Source organism: Boseongicola aestuarii, assembly GCF_900184815.1.
Taxonomy (GTDB): Bacteria; Pseudomonadota; Alphaproteobacteria; order Rhodobacterales; family Rhodobacteraceae; genus Boseongicola; species Boseongicola aestuarii.
Map to the genome: position 1 here is coordinate 132,954 of NZ_FXXQ01000004.1, position 22,439 is coordinate 155,392.

24 protein-coding genes are annotated in these 22,439 nt (G+C 60.0%); 15 read left to right on the plus strand and 9 right to left on the minus strand.

Annotated elements, in window-relative coordinates:
- Window positions 1–47: 47 nt before the first annotated feature.
- On the minus strand, window positions 48–2,093 hold the full coding sequence (tkt, locus tag BOA8489_RS07920; RefSeq protein WP_093973477.1) for a transketolase: 2,046 nt from the start codon (window positions 2,091–2,093) through the stop codon (window positions 48–50).
- Window positions 2,094–2,310: 217 nt separating this feature from the next.
- Between tkt and BOA8489_RS07925 the strand changes: the two genes are divergently transcribed.
- Both BOA8489_RS07925 and BOA8489_RS07930 read left to right on the plus strand, forming a co-directional pair.
- Entirely contained in the window at window positions 2,311–2,784 is a 474-nt protein-coding gene (locus tag BOA8489_RS07925; protein WP_093973478.1) for a hypothetical protein, read from the plus strand.
- A gap of 1 nt (window position 2,785) precedes the next feature.
- A complete protein-coding gene (locus BOA8489_RS07930) occupies window positions 2,786–3,184 on the plus strand; it encodes a cell division protein ZapA (protein ID WP_093973479.1) in 399 nt (132 codons plus the stop codon).
- Window positions 3,185–3,265: 81 nt separating this feature from the next.
- Here BOA8489_RS07930 and BOA8489_RS07935 read toward each other — a convergent pair whose 3' ends face one another.
- A complete protein-coding gene (locus tag BOA8489_RS07935; RefSeq protein WP_141138257.1) occupies window positions 3,266–3,862 on the minus strand; it encodes a hypothetical protein in 597 nt (198 codons plus the stop codon).
- Window positions 3,863–3,940: 78 nt separating this feature from the next.
- Between BOA8489_RS07935 and BOA8489_RS07940 the strand changes: the two genes are divergently transcribed.
- Entirely contained in the window at window positions 3,941–4,528 is a 588-nt protein-coding gene (locus tag BOA8489_RS07940; RefSeq protein WP_093973481.1) for a Crp/Fnr family transcriptional regulator, read from the plus strand.
- A 33-nt stretch (window positions 4,529–4,561) separates the two neighbouring features.
- Here BOA8489_RS07940 and BOA8489_RS07945 read toward each other — a convergent pair whose 3' ends face one another.
- Window positions 4,562–5,341 carry a Bax inhibitor-1/YccA family protein gene (locus tag BOA8489_RS07945; protein ID WP_093973482.1) on the minus strand — a complete coding sequence of 260 codons (780 nt, stop codon included), beginning with the start codon at window positions 5,339–5,341 and terminating at the stop codon, window positions 4,562–4,564.
- Window positions 5,342–5,461: 120 nt separating this feature from the next.
- On the minus strand, window positions 5,462–5,692 hold the full coding sequence (locus BOA8489_RS20160) for a hypothetical protein (RefSeq protein ID WP_141138258.1): 231 nt from the start codon (window positions 5,690–5,692) through the stop codon (window positions 5,462–5,464).
- Between the two features lie 122 nt (window positions 5,693–5,814).
- On the opposite strand from BOA8489_RS20160, the gene BOA8489_RS07950 reads away from it, so the two are divergent.
- Entirely contained in the window at window positions 5,815–6,687 is an 873-nt protein-coding gene (locus BOA8489_RS07950; protein WP_093973588.1) for a LysR family transcriptional regulator, read from the plus strand.
- On the opposite strand, the gene BOA8489_RS07955 is transcribed toward BOA8489_RS07950, so the two are convergent.
- Complete coding sequence (locus tag BOA8489_RS07955) at window positions 6,677–7,636, minus strand: NADPH:quinone oxidoreductase family protein (protein ID WP_093973589.1); 960 nt, start codon at window positions 7,634–7,636, stop codon at window positions 6,677–6,679. The genes BOA8489_RS07950 and BOA8489_RS07955 overlap by 11 nt on opposite strands.
- 273 nt (window positions 7,637–7,909) lie before the next feature.
- Here BOA8489_RS07955 and BOA8489_RS07960 point away from each other — a divergent pair, with 273 nt between their 5' ends.
- The 3 genes from BOA8489_RS07960 (at window position 7,910) to BOA8489_RS07970 (ending at window position 10,598) form a co-directional block, all read left to right on the plus strand.
- Window positions 7,910–8,281: a helix-turn-helix domain-containing protein gene (locus tag BOA8489_RS07960; protein ID WP_093973590.1), complete on the plus strand. Its 372-nt coding sequence runs from the start codon at window positions 7,910–7,912 to the stop codon at window positions 8,279–8,281.
- 73 nt (window positions 8,282–8,354) lie between these two features.
- Window positions 8,355–9,149: a histidinol-phosphatase gene (gene hisN, locus BOA8489_RS07965; protein ID WP_093973483.1), complete on the plus strand. Its 795-nt coding sequence runs from the start codon at window positions 8,355–8,357 to the stop codon at window positions 9,147–9,149.
- 117 nt (window positions 9,150–9,266) lie between these two features.
- Window positions 9,267–10,598, plus strand: coding sequence for an 8-oxoguanine deaminase (locus BOA8489_RS07970; protein WP_093973484.1), 1,332 nt, complete (start codon window positions 9,267–9,269; stop codon window positions 10,596–10,598).
- Here BOA8489_RS07970 and BOA8489_RS07975 read toward each other — a convergent pair.
- Both BOA8489_RS07975 and guaD read right to left on the minus strand, forming a co-directional pair.
- Window positions 10,595–11,185 carry a LysE family translocator gene (locus BOA8489_RS07975; RefSeq protein WP_093973485.1) on the minus strand — a complete coding sequence of 197 codons (591 nt, stop codon included), beginning with the start codon at window positions 11,183–11,185 and terminating at the stop codon, window positions 10,595–10,597. The two genes, BOA8489_RS07970 and BOA8489_RS07975, sit on opposite strands and share 4 nt — an antisense overlap.
- Window positions 11,186–11,461: 276 nt before the next feature.
- Window positions 11,462–12,754, minus strand: coding sequence for a guanine deaminase (guaD, locus tag BOA8489_RS07980; protein ID WP_093973486.1), 1,293 nt, complete (start codon window positions 12,752–12,754; stop codon window positions 11,462–11,464).
- A 105-nt stretch (window positions 12,755–12,859) separates the two neighbouring features.
- Between guaD and mgtE the strand changes: the two genes are divergently transcribed.
- From mgtE to BOA8489_RS08005, 5 genes are read left to right on the plus strand one after another with little or no spacing between them, the layout of a single operon-like run.
- Window positions 12,860–14,251 (plus strand): magnesium transporter, encoded by a 1,392-nt coding sequence (gene mgtE, locus BOA8489_RS07985; RefSeq protein WP_093973487.1) that lies wholly within the window; start codon window positions 12,860–12,862, stop codon window positions 14,249–14,251.
- Entirely contained in the window at window positions 14,251–14,802 is a 552-nt protein-coding gene (locus BOA8489_RS07990) for a 5-formyltetrahydrofolate cyclo-ligase (protein WP_093973488.1), read from the plus strand. Before mgtE ends, BOA8489_RS07990 begins: the two co-directional genes overlap by 1 nt.
- Before the next feature lie 41 nt (window positions 14,803–14,843).
- Window positions 14,844–15,659, plus strand: a complete 816-nt coding sequence (locus tag BOA8489_RS07995; protein WP_093973489.1) for a TIGR00282 family metallophosphoesterase — start codon at window positions 14,844–14,846, stop codon at window positions 15,657–15,659.
- The gene (locus BOA8489_RS08000; RefSeq protein WP_245813733.1) at window positions 15,656–16,573 is read left to right on the plus strand and encodes a DMT family transporter; all 918 of its coding nucleotides are present in this window, start codon (window positions 15,656–15,658) and stop codon (window positions 16,571–16,573) included. The genes BOA8489_RS07995 and BOA8489_RS08000 overlap by 4 nt, the downstream gene beginning before the upstream one ends.
- Window positions 16,574–16,579: 6 nt before the next feature.
- Window positions 16,580–18,361 carry an SLC13 family permease gene (locus BOA8489_RS08005; protein WP_093973490.1) on the plus strand — a complete coding sequence of 594 codons (1,782 nt, stop codon included), beginning with the start codon at window positions 16,580–16,582 and terminating at the stop codon, window positions 18,359–18,361.
- A 16-nt stretch (window positions 18,362–18,377) separates the two neighbouring features.
- On the opposite strand, the gene BOA8489_RS08010 is transcribed toward BOA8489_RS08005, so the two are convergent.
- Complete coding sequence (locus BOA8489_RS08010; protein ID WP_093973491.1) at window positions 18,378–18,914, minus strand: hypothetical protein; 537 nt, start codon at window positions 18,912–18,914, stop codon at window positions 18,378–18,380.
- Window positions 18,915–19,105: 191 nt separating this feature from the next.
- On the opposite strand from BOA8489_RS08010, the gene BOA8489_RS08015 reads away from it, so the two are divergent.
- Window positions 19,106–19,846, plus strand: a complete 741-nt coding sequence (locus tag BOA8489_RS08015; RefSeq protein ID WP_093973492.1) for a YebC/PmpR family DNA-binding transcriptional regulator — start codon at window positions 19,106–19,108, stop codon at window positions 19,844–19,846.
- Between the two features lie 61 nt (window positions 19,847–19,907).
- Here the strand turns inward: BOA8489_RS08015 and BOA8489_RS08020 are convergent, their stop codons facing one another.
- On the minus strand, window positions 19,908–20,798 hold the full coding sequence (locus tag BOA8489_RS08020; RefSeq protein WP_093973493.1) for a LysR family transcriptional regulator ArgP: 891 nt from the start codon (window positions 20,796–20,798) through the stop codon (window positions 19,908–19,910).
- 90 nt (window positions 20,799–20,888) lie between these two features.
- On the opposite strand from BOA8489_RS08020, the gene BOA8489_RS08025 reads away from it, so the two are divergent.
- Window positions 20,889–21,488, plus strand: coding sequence for a LysE/ArgO family amino acid transporter (locus BOA8489_RS08025; protein ID WP_093973494.1), 600 nt, complete (start codon window positions 20,889–20,891; stop codon window positions 21,486–21,488).
- A gap of 31 nt (window positions 21,489–21,519) precedes the next feature.
- On the plus strand, window positions 21,520–22,422 hold the full coding sequence (locus BOA8489_RS08030) for a DMT family transporter (RefSeq protein ID WP_093973495.1): 903 nt from the start codon (window positions 21,520–21,522) through the stop codon (window positions 22,420–22,422).
- Window positions 22,423–22,439 lie beyond the last annotated feature (17 nt).

The window sequence follows — 22,439 nt, forward strand, 5'->3', positions numbered from 1 at the left end:
AAAAAGGGCGCTGAAGTGCGCCCTTTCTCTAAAATTGCCAGATCGGATCAGGTCCGTGGGTCGGGCGCCCAGTTGCCGCCAAGCAGGTCTTTGACCTTGGTGGCTGTGGCTTCCGCCGTGATGCCGAAGTGCTCGTAGAGTTCTGGCGCGGGGGCGGAGGCTCCGAAGCCGTGCATGCCGATGAAGCCGGACTTTTCGCGCTTGCCGCGCTCGCCGAACAACCAGCGGTCCCAGCCGAAACGGATGCCGGCTTCGACCGCGACGCGCACCGGACCTGCGGGCAGGACTTTGCGGCGATAGGCTTCGTCTTGTTCTTCGAACAACTCCCAGCAGGGCATAGAGACGACGCGGGTGCCGATGCCCTGGGCTTGGAGAAGATCGCGGGCTTTGACGGCGATTTCAACTTCCGAGCCTGTGGCCATGATGATGGCTTGGCGTTTGCCTTCGGCTTCACGCAGGACATAGGCGCCTTGTGCCGTGAGGTTGCGCATCTTGTGTTCGGTGCGCACCGTGGGCAGGTTTTGGCGGGTGAGCGCGAGGGTGCTTGGGGTGTTTTTGGACGTGAGCGCCAGCTCCCAGGCTTCGGCTGTTTCGACCGTATCCGCCGGGCGGAAGACGTTCATGTTTGGCGAGGCGCGCAGCATGGCGACGTGTTCGACGGGCTGGTGGGTCGGGCCGTCTTCGCCAAGGCCGATGCTGTCGTGGGTCATGACGTAGGTCACGGGCACGCCCATGAGGGACGAAAGACGCATCGCGCCGCGTGCGTAGTCGGTGAAGCAGAGGAACGTGCCGCCATAGGGGCGGATGCCGCCGTGGAGGGCGAGGCCGTTCATGGCGGCTGCCATGCCGTGCTCGCGGATGCCGTAGTGGACGTAGCGGCCTTTGCGGTTTGACGGGTTGAAGATGCCGAGGTCGGGGGTCAGCGTGTTGTTGGAGCCGGTGAGGTCCGCCGAGCCGCCGATGTTTTCGGGCATGACGGGGTTCACGTGTTCCAGCACCAGTTCGGAGGACTTCCGGGTCGCCATTTTCGGGGCGTCTTCAGAGATCTGTTTTTTCAGCTTGCGGATGGTCGAGGCCAGTTTCTTTGGCGCTTCGCCTTGCCAGAGGCGGGTGAGCTCGCTTTGGCGGTTGGGTGACAGGGACGTGAAGCGGTCGGACCATTCAGCGCGGTCGGCGGCGCCGCGTGCGCCGATGGCGCGCCATTCGTCGAGGATGTTCTGCGGGATTTCGAAGGGGCCGTAGGGCCAGCCGTAGACTTCACGAGTGGCTTTGATCCCGTCGGGACCGAGCGGCGAGCCATGCGCGCCAGCGGTGTCCTGTTTGGGTGAGCCGAAGCCGATGTGGGTCTTGCAGGCGATCATCGTGGGTTTCTTCGACGATTTGGCCTGGGTCAGGGCGCGGTCGATGTCTTCGGGGTCGTGGCCGTCGCATTCGACGACTTGCCAGCCGGCAGCCTGAAAGCGCTTTTTCTGGTCGGTGATGTCAGAGAGGCCGACGTCGCCGTCGATAGAGATGCTGTTGTCGTCCCACATCACGATGAGTTTGCCGAGTTTCTGCATGCCCGCGAGGCCGATGGCTTCGTGGCTGATGCCTTCCATGAGGCAGCCGTCGCCGGCGATGACGTAGGTGTAGTGATCGCAGACCTTTTTGCCGTAGCGGGCGCGGAGGCTTTCTTCGGCCATTGCGAATCCGACAGCGTTGGCGATGCCCTGGCCCAAGGGACCGGTGGTGGTTTCGATGCCTTTGGCGTGGCCGTATTCGGGGTGACCCGCAGTAATCGAGCCGAGCTGGCGGAAGTTCTTCAGTTGCTCAAGCGTCATGTCCTCGTAGCCGGTGAGGTGGAGGAGCGAGTAGAGCAGCATCGAGCCGTGACCTGCGGACAGGATGAAACGGTCGCGGTCGGGCCAGTCGGGGTTGGCGGCGTCGAACTTCAGGTGCTTTTCGAACAGGACGGTAGCAACATCGGCCATGCCCATGGGCATGCCTGGGTGACCCGAGTTTGCGGCTTGCACGGCGTCCATCGACAGCGCGCGGATCGCGGTGGCGCGGGCGAAGTGGTCTGGGTGAAGCTCTTTTAAGGTTGCAATGTCCACAGGTCTGTCCCCTTGTCAGTCGTGTTCGCGAAATGCGGTTATGATTTCGTGCGGTGATAGCAGGCAGGCGGGCGAGTTCAAGCGTGCCGAGGCCCCGATAGCGCCGAAAGGGGGTGAAAACCCCGCGCTTCCTTCGTATGACTGAGGGAATGGTGGGGTTTGGTGCGATTCGTGTACCGTTTTACAGCCCCGAAGTGATGAGGGAGCGGACAGTCAGATGAGCGACATTTCCGAACTGGAACGGCGGATCACGGCGGCATTGGACCGGGCGGCGCAGGCGATGGACCGACTTGGCGTGGCAGGTGGTTCCGAAGGTGGAGCGGATGCGGCCGCCTTGATGGACGAGTTGGAGGCCGAACGCGTCGCCAATGCGCAACTGGAAGAGCGGGTCCGGGCGATAAAGGAAAAGCAGGAAACGATGGTGGCCGGGCTTGAGGCTCAGGTCGCGCGTTTGCGGGCCCAGGTTGAAAGCCGGGACGGGGAATTGTCGCGGCTGAAAGCTGTTGGCGATGAATTGCGGCGGTCCAATCAGGTGCTGCGCGAGGCGAATGCGAGTTCCTTGCCTGATGCAGGTTTGGTAAATGCGTCGCTGCAAAGTGAGCTTGACGCTTTGCGCGCGGCACGGGCGGCGGATCGTGCGGAGATCGACGATGTGCTTGCTACGCTCAACCCCATATTGAAGGAGGCGTAAGATGCCGGAAGTGACGATCAATATCGGCGGTCGCCCGTTTCAGGTGGCCTGTCAGGAAGGCGAGGAGCATTTCCTGCAGTCGGCGGCCGGACTGCTGGACAACGAAGCGAGCATTCTGATGGATCAGATCGGGCGCCTTCCCGAAGCGCGGATGCTGTTGATGGCAGGTCTGATGCTGGCCGACAAGGCTGCTGGGACGGATGATCAGATGAAGGCGCTGGAGGACAAGATGGCCCAGCAGCAGGCTTGGATCGAGGAATTGCAGAGCCGTCCGCAGCCGGAGCCCACGCGGGTCGAGGTCGCAGTGATCCCCGACGAGGTGACGCAGACGCTTGCCGAATTGGCCGCGCGGGCCGAGGCTTTGGCCGATGCGGCGGAAGAGAAAGCTGCCGTAGGGTAGCGGGGTTTGACCTGCGGTCAGACGTTCGAATTTTTTAGGGCCGTGCGACTGGCGTCGCGCGGCCCAAGTTTTTGGTATTTTTTAAAGGGGTGAAGGAGCCCGGGTTGTGCTTGCCTCGGGATGGACTGCTTGTTTGCGAGGGTCCGCTTTGGGCTGGCGCACTCGTACCACTGCTATGCAGATCGTCAGGAGCACGGCCAATGTGGTTGCAAGGGATTTTGCAATTGTCACGGTGCTTGTGGCGTATACCAGAGCAGTCGGAATATCGGGCCAGTTCGAGATCATGACCGCGATGCCAAGGTTTTCGAGGTAATCGAGCAGAGCGCAGGCAATAGAAAGGGCAATGGCGGCTCGGGTGAGCATTCGATCTGGCCTGCGTTGTGAAAGCCAGTAAATCGTGGCGATCAGGGTGAGGGCGAGCAGGGCTGGATAGAGTGTATCAAGTGGTATCTGGCGGCTGAGATAATACCAGCGTCCGTCTGCGCCGAGCGCGTCGAGAAGGGCGGCCGCGTCTGTTGGGCCATATCCAAGGGGGCGCATGTCGAAGGGGACGAGGCCTGAGGCAGTTTCGATATGAGCGAGTGTGACATTGATCATCACAAGATAGATCATGGTGACCAACAGTCCGGCGGTAACTGCTACCGCTGCGATGTGGCTTGAAGCAATATGTTTCGCCATTTTGTAAACTCCTTGATTTGTGACATACATGCGCTCAGGCGAAGCGCCCCGCATTATCATATGATAAGGCCCGCAAAGATGGATTTACGGACGTTTCTGACGCAGTCGCCTGATGTGTCAGATATCGATTGGGCGGATGACTTTGCGTCAGATTGGAAGCAGGTGCGCCTTGGCAAAGGCGCCCATCTGACTTGGCAGGAGCAACCCGAAGCACTTGAATTCATCCTTTTGGAAGGGTGTCTGACGAGCAGTATTTGTGACCCGGAGGGCAAGGAGATTTGTGTGGGGTTTTACGTGGGGCCCTGCGTTGTCACGCCGAGTATTGCGCGCACGCGGGAGGGTTTGTCGCTTGTGTCGATTGTAGCAACGACGGATGCGTCACTGGTTCAGATCGATAGTGGTTTGTTATCGGATCGGATGATCGCATCACCGTCCATACGCAATTGGGCGAATGGTGTTTTGCGACATGCTCTGAGCGAAAAGGCCGAACGAGAGTGGTGCCTGGCGGCGCTTGGTGGAGCGGAACGGCTGACCTGGTTTCGACAGGCTTTTCCCTGCTATGAAGATATCTTCACCCATGCGTCGATTGCGTCGTTCTTAGGGATCACGCCGGTTACGATGAGCCGCCTGCGTGCAAGCCACGGGAACAAAAAAGGCCGGCGCTGAGGCCGGCCTTTTCCTTTGTCTTTAGCTCAGTCGCTATTCTTGCTGACCCATGAACATCAGCAGGAACTGGAACATGTTCAGGAAGCTGATGTAGAGGCTCAAGGCGCCGTCGTAGGCCGCTTTGTCGAGCCATTCCTGGTCGCCGTGGGCGGCGTGCTGGACGTACTGGTTCTTGATGTCCTGAGTGTAGTAGGCGGTGAGGCCCGCAAAGATCAGGATACCAATCGCCGAGATCGCGAACATCATCGCAGGCGAGGCCAGGAAGATGTTGATGATCATCGCCACGATGAGGCCGATCACGCCCATGATGAGGAATGTGCCCCATCCGGAGATGTCCTTTTTCGTGGTGTAGCCCCAAAGCGAGAGGCCCGCGAAGGCGATAGCGGTGACGACGAAGGTCTGTACGATCGAGAAGTCCGTAAAGACGAGGAAGATCGAGCTCATCGACAGGCCGATGGCGGAGGCGAAGGCGAAAAAGCCCAGTTGCACGCCAGCGGCCGATGCGCGGCGCATCAATGCGCCCCAGCCGAAGAAGATGAACGCCAGAGGCGCGAACATGATCACCCAACGCAGAGGCGTTGTGTAGATCGCGGCGCCGAGACCGGACAGGTATTCGCCTTCACGGATCGCGATGCCGGTCGCCGACGGATCGGATGTGACGGCGAGGCCAGCGATAGCCCATGCAGCGAGTGCGGTGATAAGCATGCCCACGGACATAGTGCCGTAGACTTTGTTCATGTGGGCGCGAAGGCCCGCATCAATCTCGGCCGTGCGGACACCGGGTGCGGTGCGGACGGTCTGATACTGTGCCATAAGAGGTGGTCTCCTTGACGAAATTCCACATGTCCGGACAGTCCGGACATTCCCAAGAAAGAATATTGGCTGGGTTCGTTTGTTTTTCAAGGCCGAAGCCCTGAAAAACGAGTCTTTTTGTCAGGTACGCTTTTGGCATTTCCAAGCGCTTGGAACGTCCCAGAGCGGCCGCGACAGTTCGATTTGCACATCACTTTGCGTAAGAGCAACGTCGCGGCGTGCTTTCTCGTCCAGATTTGCAAGAGCAATCCGCGATTTATGCGCCGCGTTCAGCGTGAGGAGCCACTGCACAAAGCCGGTCCGGCGGGACGGAGTTGTGACAAAGCGGGCGGTGTGAGTTGTCGTAGACATGGGGATTTCCTTTTAAAATATGATGGTTCGCCACGCTTGCATCAACAAGCTTGATGTATTTGCCATGTCACGATACTTTAGTGAAACGAATGTTTTTGACGTTTGTCATCAAGGATTTTGATATGCCGAGAAATTTGGATCTGACTGCTTTGCGCTCGTTCGTTGCCGTGGCTGATATGGGGGGCGTCACCAAAGCGGCGGGGTTGCTCAATCTGACGCAATCGGCTGTTTCGATGCAGTTGAAACGGCTTGAGGAATCGCTTGGGGTGGCGCTTTTGGACCGGACGTCGCGTACGATCGGGGTCACGCCTCAGGGTGAGCAGCTTTTGGGCTATGGGCGGCGGATGATCGCAATGAATGACGAGGTGTTCAGCCAGATGACGGATCAGGCCTATGAGGGCGTTCTGGTTCTGGGTGTGCCGCATGACATCATTTATCCGGGCGTTCCGCGGATCCTGCAGATTTTCACTGCCGAGTATCCCCGGATGCGTGTGCAATTGTTGTCATCGTGGACGGCGCGGCTGAAAGAGCTGTTTGCGGACGGCCAGTGCGACATCATTCTGACAACGGAAGATCACGTCGATCCGAACGGCGAGACTTTGGTGACAAAGCCGATGGTCTGGTACGGCGCACCTGGCGGGTCGGCGTGGCAGCGGCGGCCCTTGCCATTGGCGTCCGAGCCGCATTGTCAGTTCAGGAAGTCGATGATGAAGGCTTTGGACCGGGCCGGATTGCCATGGGAGATGGCCGTGGATTCGGAATCGACGCGAACCGTGGAGGCCGTGGTGGCGGCCGATCTGGCAGTGTTCGCGCAGATCGAGGGGACCAATGCACCCCAGCTTGAGGAAGTGAACCACAACGGCGCGCTGCCTGCAGTCGGAGAAAAGCTGATCAATATGTACGTTTCGGACGTGGCGCAAAGCACGGTCAAGGATCATCTGGCGCAGTTGGTGCGGCGGTCCTATGGCGCGCCGAAGCTGGCTCTTACGGGGTGACGATGATCTTGCCGGTGGCTTTGCGGCTTTTCAGCAGGTCGAGTGCCTGATTTGCGTCTTGAAGCCGGAAGGTGTGGCCGATGTGCGGGCGGATCTTGTCTTGTTCCAGCCAGCGCAGCAGGGTGGTCAGGCTGTCGGTCATCGCGGTCGGGTTCAGGCCCGGGTAGGCCGAGATGTTGAAGCCGATCACGTCGATGTTTTTCACCAGCAGGTGATTTGGCTTCAGCGTGGGGTGGTCGCCACTGGCAAAGCCGATGAGGAGGTGACGACCTTCGGGGCGCAAGCGACGGGCGGCGGTTGTTCCCGCATCGCCCCCTACGGCATCGTAGACGATATCGAACGGCGCATGGGAGTGCAGGAGGTCGGCGAAGCCAGTGGCGGCGCTGTCGATTGAGATATCCGCGCCTGCACGGGTTGCGACCTTGAGGCGGTCTGCGCCGCGGGCGACGGCGATCACTTTGGCGCCTGCGGCCTTTGCGACTTCGATGGCGGCGAGACCTGCGCCTCCGGCGGCCCCGAGGATGACGACGACTTCGCCAGCGGCCAGTCTTGCGCGGCGGACCAGCGCGAGATGCGCGGTTGCATAGGTGATTTGAAAGGCGGCAGATGTGTGGAAGTCAACTGCGTCCGGAAGGGGAATGGCCCGCCGCGCATCGAGCACGGCATACTCAGCAAGGCCGCCGTGGCCGGTGATGGCGGCAATGCGGTCGCCGATCCGATGGGTTGTGACCTTGCGGCCGACCGCGGTGACGGTGCCGGAGATTTCGAGGCCCGGGACAAGAGGAAAGTCGGGTGTGTCCTGATATCGGCCTTGGATCAGCAGAAGGTCCGCGAAATTAAGGGCTGTGGCGGCGATCCTGACCTGAATTTGCGTGTCGGAAGGCGTGGGAATCGGCGCTGAAATGAGAGTGGGTGTTGCGTTCGGTTCGCTCACGGACAGAAGAATCATGCGCAAGCCGCGTACATTTTGTTCGTTTCCCACTCTGCGTTTTCGTATCGCGCGGTCTGCCGCTTATAGTATGTGTGCCCGGAATGATCGACAAGATGAACCAGTTGGTGTCTGCAATATACTGTTTCGAAGGGTTTTCGCTTTACTGTGTTCAAGTTGACCTTGACGTGATGGTCAATCATTTGACGTGAACCCGATGACCTGACTAAAAAGACAGCTATCAAAGTTGTATGGATTGAGGTCATGTATATCCATGGTTGTAAGGAAATACATATGAAACACCCCGTTGACGTACATGTTGGGAAACGCATTCGGCACCGCCGTTGGATGGTTGGCATGACCCAGCAACAGCTTGCGGAACACGTCGGCATCAAATTTCAGCAAATACAGAAATATGAAACCGGCATGAACCGTGTTTCGGCCTCCCGCCTTTGGGACATTGCCGAGACACTGAGTGTTCCAGTCAGCTTTTTCTTCGAGGGACTTGACAGCGAGTCTGAAGCAACAGTCGAAGATCAGAAGATACCGCGTGATATCCTTGCCGACAAAGAAGCTCTGGAACTTGTGCGGTCCTATTACGCCATACCGGAAACGCAACGCCGCCGCTTGTTCGAACTGGCGCGTGTGCTGAGCGACGTCGCTTAAGAGTTCCTTTGCTTGACCCGCACAGCGGGTCTGATACGCAAACCCCTATGCCTGTCGGCGTGGGGGTTTTCTTTTGTCTGATTTCGATGTGAACGAACTTTGGTCGGTGGTCGATGCGCTGGCAGACGCGGCCCGCGTCGAGACTTTGCGCCATTTCCGCAAGGCGGATTTGCAGACCGAGAGCAAGCGCGCTGATTTCGACCCCGTGACGGTTGCTGACAAGGGGGCCGAGGCTGCAATGCGCACGGTTCTGGCGGCAGAGCGGCCCGACGATGCAATTCTGGGCGAGGAATTTGCCGCCAAGGAGGGTACAACCGGTTTGACCTGGGTTCTCGATCCTATCGATGGCACGCGGAGCTATATTTCCGGCACGCCGACCTGGGGCGTTTTGATTGCGTGCTCGGATGCCAACGGTCCGGTGCTGGGGGCGATCGATCAGCCTTATATCGGCGAACGGTTTTATGGCGGGCCGGGGCGGGCGGAAGTAATCGGGCCAATGGGCCGGCGCGCTTTGAAGGTCCGGGGCACGACGGATTTGGCGCAGGCCACGCTGTTCACCACATTTCCCGAGGTTGGCACGGTTGACGAGGCTCGCGCCTTTCGGCGCGTCGCGGACCGGGTGCGTCTGACGCGTTATGGGTGTGATTGTTATGCCTATGCGCTGTTGGCGGCGGGACAAATCGATCTGGTGATCGAAGCCGGTCTACAAGCCTATGATGTGCAGGCTCCGATTGCCGTCATTCAGGCGGCGGGCGGGATAGTGACGGACTGGTCGGGCAGGCCGGTCCACAAGGGTGGTCAGGTCATCGCGGCTGCCACGCCCGAGCTTCATCGTGCAGCTTTGGCGCTGATGGCTGACAGCCTGTGATGGACGCGGTGAATTTGGCACATTAAGATCGCAAGCAGGACGAGTCCTTTTGCGCTCTCTTCTGTCGTCCTGCCGACCTAACCTGGTCCGAAGAGAGCGACAGGACCAGGAGAGATCATGTCGAAAACACTTATAAAAGGCGCCGAGACAATCATGACCATGGCGGGTGATGACCTGTCGGGCAGCGATATTCTGATCGAAGGCGGCGTTATTCAGCAGATCGGCGCAAACCTCGATGCGCCGGGCGTACGGGTTGTCCAGGCGCGGGGCTGCGTTGTGACGCCAGGCCTGGTCAACACGCATCACCACTTGTTTCAAACGCTCACCAAGGCGGTTCCGGGCGGGCAGGACGCGCTGCTTTTTGGCTGGTTGCAGACGCTTTATCCGATCTGGGCGCGTTTTGGTCCCGATGAGATGCGGGTGTCGACTGTGTTGGGCCTTTCGGAGTTGGCGCTTTCGGGCTGCACCACGAGTTCAGACCATCTGTATCTGTTTCCGAATGGTGCAAGGCTGGACGATACGATCTGGGCAGCGGGAGAGGTGGGCTTGCGCTTTCATCCTACACGCGGGTCGATGTCGATCGGTGAAAGCGCCGGGGGGTTGCCGCCGGATCATCTGGTCGAGGCAGAGGCCGCCATTCTGGACGATTGCGTCCGGGTGATCGACGCGTTCCACGACGCCGCGCCGGGATCAATGGTGCGGGTCGGCGTGGCACCATGCTCGCCGTTTTCGGTGAGCCGCGAGTTGATGCGGGATTCGGCTTTGCTGGCGCGCGACAAGGGGGTGCGGCTGCACACGCATCTGGCGGAAAACGTCGAGGATATCGCGTATTCGCTTGAAATGTTCGGGTGCCGTCCGGGTCAGTATGCCGAAGATCTGGGGTGGACGGGGGACGATGTCTGGCATGCCCATTGCGTCAAGCTGGATGCGGAAGAGATCGATCTGTTCGCGCACAGTCGCACGGGGGTTGCGCATTGCCCCTGTTCGAATTGCCGGCTTGGGTCGGGCGTTGCTCCGGTGCGTGCAATGCGCGACGCGGGCGTGCGGGTCGGGCTTGGTGTTGACGGGTCGGCTTCGAACGATATCGCGAACCTGATCGGCGAGGCGCGTCAGGCGATGCTGATGCAGCGGGTCGTTGGTGGTGCCGACAAGATGTCGGCGCGCGAAGCTTTGGAGATCGCGACCGTCGGAGGAGCCGAGGTTCTGGGGCGTGACGACATCGGTCGTCTCGTGCCGGGGATGCGCGCCGACATCGCAATCTGGGACGTCGGAGGCATCGAAAGCGCCGGTAGTTGGGATCCGGCCGCGATGGTGCTGGCCGGGCCGAGGCAGGTGCGAGATCTCTTTGTGGAAGGTCGCCGGGTGGTCGAAGCGGGCGCAATGGCAACGTTCGATCTTGGGGCGGCGTTGCGTGAAGGGCAAAAGCTGGTTGCGCGGCTGATGGCCTAGTGAGGCGCGAACGCGGCCAGTGCGACGACGATCAGCATGGATGTGGCCATCCCGATATTGATCGCGCGTTGGGTTTTTTCCGCAAGTTCGAGGCGCCTCAAGGTGATCCCGATCCATAGCCAGAAGAAGTGGATGGCGATCCAGATCAGGTTCAGGATCAACAGTTTAAGCGCCATCTCCAGCGCAGGAGCTTCGGGCAGGAAGGCAAAGCCCGAAAACAGCGCCGTGTTGACCGCGTAGGCTTTGGGATTAACGGCCTGCAGCAGAATACCGCCTTTGATGCCGGGGGGCGCGGCGCGTTCGATGAAGGCGAGCCTAGAACCCGCAAAGGCAATACGGAAGGCAAGGTAAAGCAGATATCCGACAGAAATCAGGTAGAAGAGGGTTCGAACGCGGGGGTCAGCAAGCATCACAGCGGCAAGGCCGGTAATGACCCCAAGCGACACGAGGTTGGTACCTACAAAGAGCCCTGCGAGGTATCGGCTGCCGTGTCGAAACCCGAAGGCCGCTCCGACGCCGGCAAGCGACAGGACGCCCGGACCAGGTGTGATGATGAGAAAGAAGACGGCGAGGGCAAAGGTCAGCATTCCGGCGAGAATGACGGATGCGCTTCAAATGACAAGGGATTGCGGAGCGGCAAATGGTGCAATCTGGTATTTTTGAAAGGGTGAAGTATTGGCGCGCGGCGCTTTCCTTGCAAGGAAGCCTTAACTTTAAGCTTGTATCAAGTTGTTGCGGTACAGGCTGTGGAGCCGATGACCGCAAAGGGTGAAGCCCCGCTTCTTGGTCTTCGGGCTGAAAGCGGGGTGGATCGCGCTTTGCTATTCACCCTTTCCGAAATACCACCGCCGGAGGCAAAAAAATCAGACTCGCACCGGTTTGCCTGAAATCCGGACGTCCTGGATTGCGCGGTCGTCTCCCATCATGATTGTTGGGAACACGGCTTCCCAGATCGATTGCGCGCGTGTCGCGCGTTGGGCGATCGCGGGGGTCGAGGCGAGGTCTAGGATCACCAGATCCGCTTCAAAGCCCGGCGCGAGGGTTCCGATTTTCGTCTCAAGCCTCAGTGCGCGGGCGGAACCGCTCGTGGCCAGCCAGAGAAGTTCCGCCGGATGCAACGCGCGGCCTCGCAATTGCGCTATCTCGTAGGCCGCCGCCATGGTGCGAAGCATGGAAAACGATGACCCTCCGCCCGTGTCCGTGGCCAGGCCGATGGTTTGACTTTCGCGCATCAGGCCGTCCATGTCGAACAATCCAGAGCCAATAAAGGTGTTCGAAGTCGGGCAGTGGATGAGGCTGGCGCCGGTTTCCTTCAGTCTGGCGCGCTCACGGTCCGTCAGGTGGATGGCATGTCCAAAAAGTGCGCCCGGTCCGACAAGACCGGCGGCCTCGTAGGTGTCGAGGTAGTCGCGCGCTTCCGGGAAGAGGTCCCGGACCCAGGCGATTTCTTCGGTCTGTTCGCTGAGGTGCGTCTGCATTGGGCAGTCCGGGTGTTCGGCCCAAAGTGCGCCTAGGGCGTTCAATTGTTCGCGGGTCGAGGTGGGGGAAAAGCGGGGTGTGATGGCGTAGATCAGGCGATCTTGCCCGTGCCATTTTTCCAGCAGTGCCTTGCTGTCGTCATAGGCGGATTGTGCCGTGTCAGTGAGGCGCTCGGGTGCGTTGCGGTCCATGCAGGTCTTGCCCGCGATGGCGCGCAGGCCGCGGCTTTGGGCTTCGGTGAAATAGGCGTCCACGCTTTCGGGGTGGATCGTGGTGAAGCTGGTTGCCGTTGTCGTGCCATTGGCCAGTGTGAGGTCGAAGTAGGTCCTGGCGATCTCGAATGCATATTTCGGATCCGAGAACTTCATTTCTTCCGGGAAAGTATATCCGTTCAGCCAATCTATCAGCCGCTTGCCCCAGGACGCGATCATCGCGGTTTGGGGATAGTGGGCGTGCGCGTCGATGAAGCCTGGCAGAATGAAGCCGTCGCCGTAGTCGGTTACCTCGGCCATGGGGTGTTTACGGCGCAGATCGTCGGCGGTTCCCGTCGCCGCGATCAGGCCGTCGCGGATCAGGATGCCGCCGCGCGAATCGTATCTTGCCGCATCGATGCCCTGTTGAAAGGGATCTGCCTCGAAAGCGAGCGTTTGACCGATAAGCAATGTTTCTTTTGTCATCGCAGCCTCTAGGGTTGGCGCATTTACTCAACTATAGTCAATTCTGGTTTCTAGAGCAGGGTGTGAAAATGTTCACCCCGTCCCGCGTGCGAAGGTGTTTCAAAAATGAACGATCAGACCGAAACGATTGAGCAGCCCGAGGACGAGACCGAAGACGACTATGCGCTGCGCAACCGGGTCGTGGCTGCGGCGATACAGGCCGCGAATGACGGGGATCGCGCGCTACTTCTGGAGGTTTTCGAGCCGCTCCACCCGGCGGATATCGCCGACCTTCTTGAGCAGGTAAACGTCCAGGAACGCACGAAAATCCTGCAACTTGCTGGCGATTACATCGACGGAGAGATTCTTTCAGAAATCGATGAAGATATCCGCAATGAAGTGATCGAAACGCTTGAGCCGTCGGTTTTGGCCGAAGCCATGCGTACGCTGGAGTCCGACGATGTCGTCGACATCCTTGAAGATCTTCAGGATGTCCAGCAAGAGGCCGTTCTTGAGGCGCTTGACGTTGTGGACCGGATCGCGGTCGAGCAGGCATTGGCCTATCCGGAGTTCTCGGCCGGGCGACTGATGCAGCGCGAGGTTGTGATTGCGCCGGAACACTGGACGGTCGGGGACGCGATTGACCATATGCGCGCGCAGTCCGATCTGCCCGAGCAATTCTACCATGTGGTTCTTGTCGACCCGCGCCACCGGCCGACGGCTTACGTGACTTTGGGTCGTTTGATGTCGTCGCGTCGCGAGATGCCGTTGCAATCCATCACCGAAGACAGTTTCCGTGTGTTTGATGCCGTCGAATACGAAGGCGACATCGCTTATGCTTTCAACCAGTATCACCTGATCACCGCGCCGGTCATCGACGAGAACGGACGGCTTGTCGGTGTCATCACGATTGATGACGCGATGGCGGTTCTGGACGAAGAACACGAGGAGGACGTTTTGCGTCTGGGTGGCGTGGGCGATGAAAGCCTGTCGAACTCGACTCTTGAGATCGTGAAGCGGCGTTTCCCTTGGCTGGGGGTCAATTTGGCGACCGCGATCCTGGCGTCGATCGTGATTTCCCTGTTCGAGGATGTCTTGCAGGCAGTCGTGGCTTTGGCGGTCTTGATGCCGATTGTGGCCTCGATGGGCGGCAACGCGGGGACGCAGTCGATGACAGTCGCGGTGCGCGCATTGGCTACACGGGACCTGACCGGGTCGAACGCGTTTCGGGTTGTGCGACGCGAGGCCGTGGCCGGGCTTTTGAATGGCGTGATCTTTGCGGTGGTTATGGGAATTGTCGGAGTGATCTGGTTCGGTTCTCCGATGATCGGTTTTGTCATTGCGGTTGCCATGATCGTGAATTTGCTGGTCGCGGGGCTTTCGGGTGTTCTGGTGCCTTTGGCGCTTGATAAGGTCGGGATTGATCCGGCGCTGGCTTCGGGAACCTTTGTGACCACCGTCACCGATGTGGTCGGGTTTTTTGCGTTTCTCGGGTTGGCGTCCGTGGTTTTGCTGTGATGGACAAGGCCGCTTTGCGCAAATCCGCGCGAGACCGGCGTGCGGCGGCGCATGGGGTCGTTGATCCTGCACCCGCACTGGCAAATCTGGAAAAGGTCTTGGGCGAAACCGAGGGCCGGATTTCGTTTTACTGGCCAATTCGAACCGAGATTGACCCCCGCCCCCTGCTGAAGAAGCTTTGCGCCCACAGGGAGGTATGTTTGCCTGTGACGACGGGGTTCAAGCCGTTGATTTTCCGCGCGTGGTCGCCGGGGGCGGCGATGGTTGCGGACAGTTTCGGGGTCGAGGTGCCTGCCGATGAAACGGAAGTGATCCCGGAGGTTCTGGTCGTGCCCTTGCTGGCGTTCGACGAGCGCGGTCATCGGCTGGGCTATGGTGCCGGGCATTATGATCGAACACTGGACAAGTTGCGGCCCGAGGGGCCGGTGACCGCTGTCGGATTTGCCTATGAGGCGCAATTGGCCGACACGCTGCCGATCGAGCCGACGGACCAGCCTTTGGATGCGATCGTCACGGAAACTGGCATCCGTCGCTTTCAGGTGACTTCGTGACGGTGCTTGCTTTGCTTTCGGGCCAAGGATAGTCCGAAGTCATGCGAATTCTTTACCTTGGCGATGTTGTTGGGCGGTCCGGGCGGACGGCGATCCGCGAGCGGTTGAAGCCATTGCGGGCGCGCCTTCGGGCGGATTTCGTCGTGGTCAACGGCGAGAACGCCACTTCGGGGGCCGGGCTGTCAGGCGATCATGCCAAGCTTCTTCTGGAGAGCGGCGCCGATGTGCTGACGCTTGGGGACCATGCCTTTGATCAAAAGGACATGCTGACCTATATCGAGCGCGAGCCGCGTATCATTCGCCCGGTGAATTACGCCAAACAGGCGCCGGGTGTGGGATCGCGGGTCTTTGAGGCTCCGGGCGGGCGCAAGGTGCTGGTGGCGCAGGTCCTTGGGCAGGTTTTCATGAAGCGCGCCTTTGACGATCCGTTTTCAGCTGTCGACAATATTCTGCGCACGCACCCTTTGGGCGGCATGGTGCAGGCGATCTTAGTGGATATGCATTGCGAAGCGACGAGCGAGAAGATGGGCATGGGCCATTTCTGCGACGGGCGTGCCAGCATGGTCGTTGGATCGCACACGCATATCCCGACGGCGGATGCGCAGGTTCTGCCGGGCGGCACCGCCTTTCAGGCGGATGCGGGGATGTGCGGGGACTACAATTCGGTCATCGGCATGGACAAGGCCGAGCCGTTGCGCCGGTTCGTGACCGGCATGGGCAAGGGGCGGTTCGAGCCTGCGAGTGGCGAGGCGACCTTGTCGGGGCTGTTCGTGGTGACGGATGATCGCACGGGCAAGGCGACGGATGTGCAGATGATCCGTGATGGTGGACGCCTTCAGGCGTCGGGACCGGAGTGAGCGAGCGCGTCTTTCTGATCGTATGTCTGGTTGCGATGGGGGCAGGATGGGGGTCCACGCAGCCTTTGGCCAAGATCGCAGTAAGCGAAGGCTATCGCCATATCGGGCTGGTGTTCTGGCAGTTGGCCATTGGTGCCATGGTGATGGGGGTGATTCAGACGCTTCGCGGCCGTCCTTTGACGCTCTCACGGCCCGCATTGCGAATTTACGTGATTATCGCGATGATTGGGACGATTCTGCCGAATTCGGCGTCTTATGAGGCGGCGCGGCATTTGCCCGCCGGGGTCGTGTCGATTCTGTTGTCGCTGGTGCCGTTGTTTGCGTTTCCGTTTGCGATCGTGATGGGGAACGAGCGGTTTCAATGGGTGCGGTTCGGAGGGCTGGCGTTGGGGCTATTCGGCGTTTTGCTGATCGTGGCACCGGAAGCGAGCCTGCCGGAACGTGCCGCTATTGTGTTCATCCCGCTCGCGTTGATTGCACCTTTGTTTTACGGGCTGGAGGGTAATGTGGTGGCGCGCTGGGGGACGGCGGGTCTGGAGCCGGTCGAGGTGCTGTACGGTGCGTCGGTTGTCGGTGCCATGATCGCTTTGCCCATTGCCTTGGCATCGGGGCAATTTATTGATCCGCGCGGCCCCTGGGGGCGGCCTGATTTCGCGTTGATGCTGTCATCGGCGATCCATGTTCTGGTTTATTCGGCCTATGTCTGGATGGTCGGACGCGCGGGACCGGTCTTTGCGGTTCAGGTAAGTTATCTGGTCACCGGGTTCGGAGTGGGGTGGGCGATGCTGATCCTGGACGAAAGCTATTCTGTGTGGGTCTGGGGCGCGATGGGCGTCATTCTGACCGGGGTTTTTCTGGTCCAACCCAGTCCGCGCGCGGCCCTTGTGGAGTTGGACGAAAGAGGCAAGAGTTGACGTGACATGACACCGCTTTTCACCTTTTCGCAGGAGACGTCCGCCATTCTCGCTTTGGCGGTCGTGGGAGGCATGTTCTGCATGTTCCTATGGGAGAAATGGACCACCGAGGTCGTCGCGATCGGTGGTGTTGCCTTGATGCTGGTCCTTGGGCTTTTGCCCTATGAAAAAGGGCTGGAAGTGTTGTCAAACCCCGCCCCCTGGACGATTGCAGCGATGTTTATCGTCATGGGCGCGCTGGTGCGCACGGGCGCGTTGAGCTGGTTCACGGGCCAGGTCGAGCGGCAGGCGGGCGTACGTCCCTGGGCTGCTGCGGCGGGATTGATGGGGTTCGTGGTCCTGTCCTCGGCGGTGGTTTCGAACACGCCGGTGGTCGTGGTGATGATCCCGGTTTTCGTGCAACTGGCGTCGAAGCTGGGCGTGTCGGCGTCCAAGCTGTTGATCCCCCTGTCATATGGCGCGATTCTGGGCGGCACGCTGACTCTGCTGGGCACGTCTACGAACCTTTTGGTGGACGGCGTGGCGCGCGCGCAGGGGTTAGAGGCCTTCACGATATTCGAGGTCACGCCTTTGGCCGTCGTGCTGGTGGCATGGGGGATGATCTATTTGCGCTATGTCGCGCCGAGGCTGCTGCCGGACCGGGACTCGATGGCGATGGTCTTGTCGGACCGTTCGAAAATGAAGTTCTTCACCGAAGTGGCCATTCCCGAGGAAAGCGACCTGATCGGTCGGCCTGTACGCGACGTGGAGATGTTCAAGCGGGATGGAGTACGGTTGATCGACGTCTTGCGGGGGGATGCGTCGCTACGGCGGGATCTGGAGTCGGTCGAACTGGCGCCGGGGGACCGCGTTGTCTTGCGCACACCCATGGCCGAAGCGCTGGGCCTTCAGCAGTCGAAAGAACTGCGCACAATCGACAAGCTTGGGTCGGTCGAGACGACCACGGTCGAAGTTCTGATCACTCCGGGGTGCCGGATGGTGGGCCGGTCGCTTGGGTCTTTGCGGCTTCGGCGGCGGTATGGGGTTTATCCGTTGGCGGTGCATCGGCGCGCGCAGAATATCGGACGCAAGCTGGACGACCTTGTGGTGCGTGTCGGCGATACGCTGCTTTTGGAAGGCGCGCCCGCCGATATTCAGCGCGTGGCAGCCGATATGCAGTTGGCGGACGTCAGCCACCCGACGGAGCGCGCTTATCGCCGCAAGCTGGCGCCTGTCGCGGTGATTGCGTTGTTGGGGATTGTGGCGTTGGCGGCCTTCGGAGTTGCGCCGATCTTTCTGTTGGCGATCCTGGCGGTTGCGGTTGTCTTGTTGTCGGGTTGCGTGGACGCCGAAGAGGCGTTCGAGATGATCGACGGCCGACTTCTGGCGCTTATTTTCGCCATGCTGGCCATCGGCGCGGCGCTGGAAGCAACGGGGGCGGTGGCGATGATCGTCGACGCGGTCGCGCCTTCACTCGGAGCTTTGCCGCCCTGGGCGATTATCTGGGCGATTTATCTGCTGACGTCTGTGCTGACGGAACTGGTGACCAACAACGCCGTTGCCGTTGTAGTGACCCCGATCGCCATCGGCTTGGCGGGGGCGCTGGGGATAGACCCGCGGCCTTTGGTGATTGCAGTCATGATTGCGGCCTCGGCGGCGTTTTCGACGCCTATCGGCTATCAAACCAATATGCTGGTTTATGGTCCGGGGGGGTATAAATTCAGCGATTTCCTGAAAGTAGGGATACCGCTGAATTTGAGCATCGGGCTTTTGGCGTCCTTTCTGATCCCGGTGATCTGGCCGCTCTGAGGCGGCCAGTTCAGGATCAGCTTTCCGTTTCGCTGGTATCGGCCGCTTTTTCAGCGCGGTTTTCCAGCTTTTCAGCGCGCTCCGCGGCTTTTTCGGCCTTGTCGGACAGCTTGTCGGCTTTGGCTTGTGCCTTTTCGGCGCGGTCTGCGGCTTTCTCGGCGTTCTCGGCCGCTTTTTCAGCGGCGGCGGCTTTTTTTGCGGCCTTTTTCTCAAGGCGCTCGGCGTTCTTTTTGGCTTTAGCGGCTTTCTTTTCCAGCTTATTTGCCTTGTCGGACTTGGTGGCTTTTTCTTCGACCTTGTCTTCAGTCTTGTCTGAAGTTTTGTCTTCAACTTTTTCTTTTGTTTTCTCGGCGGCTTCGGCCTTGGCGGCGTCTGCGCGCGCGGGGCTTTTCTTGGCGGCATCTCTGCGGTCGGCACGGTCATGGCGATCACAGGTCTGCTGTGACTGGAAGGCTGCGCAGCTTGGTGATTTTGCGAAAGCTGTCGTCGGAGCGGTCGCTGCCAAGGATGCGACAGAAAGGATAACAGCGGGCAGGAGGAAATTCGATTTCATGTCAGATACTCGCCAAACAAGGATTACTAGTGAACTTGCCAATACTCTAACGATGCGATTCGGCGATTTGAGGCAGATCTATGATAAATTGTTTGTAATTTTGTGCTGGCAGAGAACTTGCGCGCGCGGTCTTGAGGTCCGTATGGCGCGCGACTAGAAGGGGCCGATCTTATCAAATCGGGAGTCGTGGCATGGCCGGTCACTCAAAATGGGCAAACATTCAGCATCGCAAGGGCCGTCAGGACGCCATGCGTTCGAAGCTGTTTTCGAAGCTGTCCAAGGAGATCACGGTTGCCGCAAAAATGGGCGACCCGGACCCCGAGAAGAACCCGCGTCTTCGTCTGGCAGTAAAGGAAGCCAAGTCGAACTCGGTTCCAAAGGACGTGATCGATCGCGCGATTTCGAAAAGCCAGGCCGGCGAGGGCGATGATTATGAAGAAATTCGCTATGAGGGGTATGGGCCGAACGGCGTTGCAGTGATCGTCGAGGCGATGACCGACAATCGTAACCGCACCGCTTCGACTGTGCGTTCGACCTTTGGCAAGCACGGCGGCAACCTTGGCGAGACCGGGTCGGTCGGGTTCATGTTCGAGCGCAAGGGCGAGATCGTTTATCCCGCGTCGGTTGGCGACGAGGACACGGTGATGATGGCGGCCATCGAGGCGGGGGCCGAGGACGTCGAGAGTGGCGACGAGGGTCATACGATTTATTGCGGCGATACCGATTTGAACGAGGTGTCGACGGCGCTTGAGGCGAGCCTGGGCGAGGCAGAATCGACCAAGCTGATCTGGAAGCCGACCACCACGACCGAGCTTGATCTGGAAGGCGCGCAAAAGCTGTTCCGGTTGATCGAAGTTCTGGAAGACGACGATGATATTCAGCGCGTGACGGCGAATTTCGAGATTTCCGACGAGATCATGGCGCAGCTCTGAACGGAGCGATTCAAGGGGCTTTGCCCCTCGGCCCCTGTCGGGGCCTCACCCCATGGTATTTTCAAAAGGGTGAAGGGCCGGGCGTCTGGTGAAGCAGGCGTTTTGCAGCCGCTCTGACGTTTGACGTCAGGGCGGCGAGGGCGCCTTGGCCGATGCGGCTGGTTTGCCAGTACAGCGGTGTGTCGAACGGTAGCTCTGTTTTGAGGGCGACGAGGTCACCGTCCTTGAGGGCGTCGCGCACGAGGGGTTCGGGGTTCAGGCCCCAGCCGATGCCGAGGGTAGCGGCTTCCACGAAGCCGCGCGTTGAGGGGAGGTAGTGGGCGGACAGGGTGAGAGTTTGCCCGGTTGCCGCGCGCGCCCAACTCTCCTGCAGTTTGTCTTTTTCGTTGAACACGAGTGCGGGTGCGGTTGCGAGCGCCTTGGCGGTGAGGCCGTCCTTGAAGTGCCGGGCTTTGAAGTCAGGGCTGGCGGTTGCGATGTAGCGCAGGGCGCCGAGGGGTGTCACGTCGGCGCCCTGTACTGCTGTCGCGCGGGTGGTCACGGCGGCGGCGACTTCGCCGTTTCGAAGAAGATCGGCCGAGTGGTCCTGATCTTCAATGCGAATTTCAAAGCGGTGGTCGGGTAGGTCCTGAAGTGCGGGCAGGAACCAGGTATCGACACTGTCGGCGTTAACCGCAAGGCGCAGTGCAAGGGCGTGGTCGTGGCCCAGGTCGGCGTCAAGTTCGGCATTCAGGCGGGCGAGCGCATCGGCGTGGGCGGCCAGTCTTTTGCCGATTGGTGTTGCTTTGGGTGGGGTGGTGCGTTGCAGGACGGGGGCTCCGACGCGGTCTTCCAGCGCGCGGATGCGTTGTGAAATCGCCGATTGCGTGACGGAGAGGTGGGCGGCGGCGGCCTCGAAACTACCGGTGCGCAGGATCGCGGTGAGGGCGGCGAGGTGGGGATGTTCGAACATTAGTATCACTAATCCATATATTTTTTCTTTAATTTGCATGATGTGGGCCTGCGTGGTCAATGGCTGCAAAAAGGGTGAAGGACGACGGGTATGACAGCGCTGCTATCGGGATTTGCGCTGGGGTTTTCTCTGATCCTGGCGATTGGGGCGCAGAACGCGTTCATCTTGCGGCAGGGGATTCGGGGCGAGCATGTCGGGCCTGTTGTTCTGGTGTGCATCGTTTCAGACGGGCTTTTGATCCTTGCCGGGGTTGCGGGGTTTGGGGCCCTGAGCGAGGCTGTTCCGGTTTTCGAGACCGTGATGCGCTGGGGAGGGGCGGCATTTTTGCTGGGGTATGGAGCGCTGGCATTCTGGAAAGCGTTTACGGGCGATGAGGCGCTGGCGGTCGATGGGAGTACTGGACAAAGTCTGAAAGCGGCGATTGCGACGGTTCTGGCGCTGACCTGGCTCAATCCGCATGTGTATCTGGATACGGTTGTTCTGCTGGGGTCGGTCAGTGCGCAATTCGGGAAGGCACGATGGGTTTTCGCCTTGGGCGCTGTGGCGGCGTCGACCACGTTTTTCCTAAGTCTCGGGTATGGTGCGAGGGCATTGCAGCCGGTCTTCGCGCGTCCGGGTGCCTGGCGGCTGCTGGATGTCTGTGTGGGCGCTTTGATGTGGACCTTGGCGGTTTATCTGATCTTGCCTTGAGCGGGCCTGACAAGGGGCGCATAAGCGAGCGATGACCACGACCTCTGCATTGCCCATTCACCGTCCCGGCCTTGGCATCTTCTGGATGCTGGTGACGGGTGTGCTGTTCGTGGCTGTGACGGCGTTGGTGAAGCACGGCGCGCAGGACCTGCCGGCGGCTCAGTCGGCGTTCATGCGCTATGCGATCGGGTTGGTATTTCTGGCGCCGCTGATCAAGCCGATCCGGGCGGCGGGTCTGTCGCGTCGGCAGGTCGTGTTGTTTGGCTGGCGCGGTGTGGCGCATTCCATCGGCGTGATCCTGTGGTTCTTTGCGATGACGCGGATCACCGTGGCTGAGGTGACGGCGATGAATTACATGGCGCCGATTTACATCACCTTTGGGGCTGCACTTTTTCTGGGCGAGACGCTGGCGGTGCGCCGGATTTTGGCGATTGGTCTGGCGTTTGTGGGGGCCTTGATCATTTTGCGTCCCGGGTTTCGGGAGCTGAGTCCCGGGCATTTTGCCATGCTGGCGACGGCCGTGCTGTTTGCGATCAGTTACCTGATGGCCAAACAGTTCTCGGGGCAGGTCTCGGCGTCAGTTGTGGTAGGGATGTTGTCGATCTTTTGCACGATCGGGCTTGCGCCTTTTGCCTTTGCGGTGTGGCAGACGCCGACGATGGCGGAGGTCGGATGGATGGCGCTGGTGGCTTTGTTCGCGACGGCGGGGCATTACACGATGACGCTGGCGTTTGCGGCGGCGCCGGTGACCGTGACGCAGCCCGTGACCTATCTGCAGCTGATCTGGGCGACGCTTTTGGGGCTTTGGGCGTTTGGCGAGCCGGTAGACGGATGGGTGTTGCTGGGCGGCTTGATCATCATGACATCGGTGACTTTCATCACGATCCGCGAGGCGATGTTGAAGCGCCGACGGGAAGCGGCGTCGACCTTGTGAGGTTTGGCGGGTTTTAG